The sequence below is a fragment of the Ruania albidiflava DSM 18029 genome, from assembly GCF_000421225.1.
In the GTDB taxonomy this organism is placed as follows: domain Bacteria; phylum Actinomycetota; class Actinomycetes; order Actinomycetales; family Beutenbergiaceae; genus Ruania; species Ruania albidiflava.
Window position 1 is genome coordinate 1 of record NZ_ATWL01000049.1, and the last position, 2,394, is coordinate 2,394.

Sequence of the window (2,394 nt, forward strand, 5' to 3'; positions counted from 1 at the left end):
CCTGGCTGCACACCTACAACACTGAACGCCGCCACAGCGCACTCGGCGGCCTCCCGCCCCACAGCCGAGTGTCACCAACCTGATGGCCGAGTACAGCTAGGGCGTGTCTCCCAACTTTGAGGTAGGGCTCGTGGGAGGCTGGCCAGGTGAGTCGCTACCGAGTTTTCACTGACGAGCAGTGGGAGCGGATCGCACCGCTGCTGCCGAGCAACGATGGCAAGGTCGGACGTCCCTATGGTGATCACCGCACCGTGGTGGAGGCGATTGCCTACCGCTACCGAACCGGGGTTCCGTGGCGAGATCTGCCCAGGGAGGAGTTCGGGCCTTGGCAGACGGTGTGGAAGCGGCACAGGAAGTTTGCCTATGACGGCACCTGGGACCGGGTCCTTGCCGAGCTGACAGCTCAGGCCGATGCCCGCGGGGAGGTGGACTGGGTGATCTCGGTGGATGCCACCATCAACCGGGCTCACCAGCACGCGACGAACACCACCCGCCCTGAAGGGCACACAGGGGGCTGGGTCGAATGACAGGAATTCCGGCTCCGGTGGTTTCCACAGCGAGCCAGCCGATCACGGCATCGGGCGCTCCCGCGGCGAGCTGACGAGCAAGATCCATCATGCTGTCGACGGGCGAGGACGCCCGCTTGCTGTTCTCATCACCCCGGGCCAGAGTCACGATGGGCGCGCACTGGAAGTGGTGCTCAGCCTGATCCGGGTTCCCCGTGCAGGAGGCGCCCACGCCCGCACCCGTCCGGCTGCGGTGCTGGGCGACAAGGCCTACTCCTCGCGCGCCAACCGCACCATGCTGCGCAAGCGCCGCATCCAGACAGTCATCCCCGAGCCGGCCGACCAGCAGGCCAACCGACAACGCAAAGGCTCCCGCGGTGGACGACCACCGAACTTCGATGCCGACCTGTACAAGCAGCGCAACGTCGTCGAACGCTCCTTCGCCCTGCTCAAGCAGTGGCGAGCGCTGGCCACCAGATACGACAAGCACGCCACCATCTACCGCGGCGCTGCGGTCATCGCCGCAATCCTCACCTGGCTACGCAGTTAGGAGACACGCCCTAGGTCGTCTCGATCGGCCATGCTGCCTGACTTGACGCTGCCGGTCAAGTGTGATACTAGAATGGACTAGCACTCTCGCGGTGAGAGTGCTAAAACATGATTGGGGCGTCTACGACGGCACCGCGGGCCCGGAGGGTCCGGGCCTGGTGAACACACGGAGGTGGTTACTGTGGCAACGCGTGTTGATCCGTTCCGGTAGATGGACCGTGCGCTGAACAGCGTCCTGGGCCAGATGCTGTCGCCCGCGCGGGGCCAGACGATGCCGATGGATCTGTACCGCGAAGGTGAGAACTTCGTGCTGAATGTCGATCTGCCCGGGGTGGACCCGGCATCGATCGATGTTGATGTTGAGGATCGCACGCTGACCATTCGGGCCGAGCGCCGGTTTGAGGAGAGCGAGGACATCCAGTGGCTGGCCCGGGAGCGGCAGACCGGCGCCTTCGCTCGCCAGCTCACCCTCGGTGCTGGTGCGGCGATGGACAACATCAACGCTTCCTACGCCGATGGGGTGCTGTCGTTGACGATCCCGATGGCCGAGGAAGCCAAGCCACGCAAGATCGAGGTTTCCCACTCCGGTCAGCAGGGCGCTATCGAGCAAGGATCCTGACCGGCTCAAACATCGGGCGGTGGCGGGCGGGGGGCCGCGGCGGCCCGTCCTGCCACTGCTCTCTCTCGCAGGAGGTTCCTTCCCTAGGTCCCCATCGCAAGCACCACGAAGGCTCGTGAACTGCGCACGTGAAGGAGATGAGCGATGACGCAGCTAGTTTGGGATGAGGTAGAAGAGCACGTTGCAGCGCCTGGTCTAAGCGTCGCAGAGGATTACGTTCCCGAGATTCAGATCTACGACTCCGCCCGTGAAGCAGACTTTGCCGACGTCAGCGATCAGTACACCGAGATCCCCGAGTTCGCCGAGGACGAGCTCGTGATGGATCGGGGGAGCATCCAGTGCTGGCCTGCGAGGATTCTCGCGACCTGGATCGGGTGATGGTGGCGCGGCCCCTGGCCTGACCGCCATTCGCCCTTGGATGATTGTCAGGCCGCGGGCCGCACGCCCATGTCTACGCGGTGCTCGGCTGTGATGTCAGCCACATCCCGCGCTGAGGTTTCTTGCCATCGGCCAGTTCAAACTGGTGCCTAGGCGTTGGTGCTGCGGATGAGTAAGCGCAGGCAGTGGGCAGGCAAGGTGACGATGTCCCCGGGTGCGTGCAGCGTTGGTGGGCTGCTGGGCGGGCCGGTACCGGTGTTCGGGTCGGCGGTGTCGAGGTAGGGCAGCCAGCTGGTGCCGTAGGAGGTATCAGGGATGGTGAACGTTTGGGCCTGGGGGGGG

The 2,394-nt window shown here is 64.8% G+C and carries 5 protein-coding genes; 4 read left to right on the plus strand and 1 reads right to left on the minus strand.

Annotated elements, in window-relative coordinates; translation table 11 throughout:
- The 4 genes from K338_RS25760 to K338_RS0119420 form a co-directional block, all read left to right on the plus strand.
- A partial coding sequence (locus K338_RS25760; RefSeq protein WP_157612659.1) for an integrase core domain-containing protein occupies positions 1-83 on the plus strand: 83 nt, incomplete at its 5' end.
- A gap of 63 nt (positions 84-146) precedes the next feature.
- A protein-coding gene (locus tag K338_RS25380; RefSeq protein WP_425413856.1) for an IS5 family transposase occupies positions 147-1,056 on the plus strand; the annotation gives its coding sequence in 2 pieces (ribosomal slippage) (positions 147-509 and positions 511-1,056; 909 coding nt in all).
- 210 nt (positions 1,057-1,266) lie between these two features.
- Entirely contained in the window at positions 1,267-1,674 is a 408-nt protein-coding gene (locus tag K338_RS0119415) for an Hsp20/alpha crystallin family protein (RefSeq protein WP_027287065.1), read from the plus strand.
- A 144-nt stretch (positions 1,675-1,818) separates the two neighbouring features.
- Positions 1,819-2,052, plus strand: coding sequence for a hypothetical protein (locus tag K338_RS0119420; RefSeq protein ID WP_022919793.1), 234 nt, complete (start codon positions 1,819-1,821; stop codon positions 2,050-2,052).
- A gap of 149 nt (positions 2,053-2,201) precedes the next feature.
- Here the strand turns inward: K338_RS0119420 and K338_RS25910 are convergent.
- Positions 2,202-2,394: hypothetical protein (locus K338_RS25910; RefSeq protein WP_169579596.1), on the minus strand; the 193-nt coding region annotated here is incomplete at its 5' end.

Bases quoted from the DNA above. Each gene is read 5' to 3' on its own strand.
- K338_RS0119415 (WP_027287065.1), top strand. From the start codon at position 1,267: ATGGACCGTGCGCTGAACAGCGTCCTGGGCCAGATGCTGTCGCCCGCG.
- K338_RS0119420 (WP_022919793.1), top strand. From the start codon at position 1,819: ATGACGCAGCTAGTTTGGGATGAGGTAGAAGAGCACGTTGCAGCGCCT.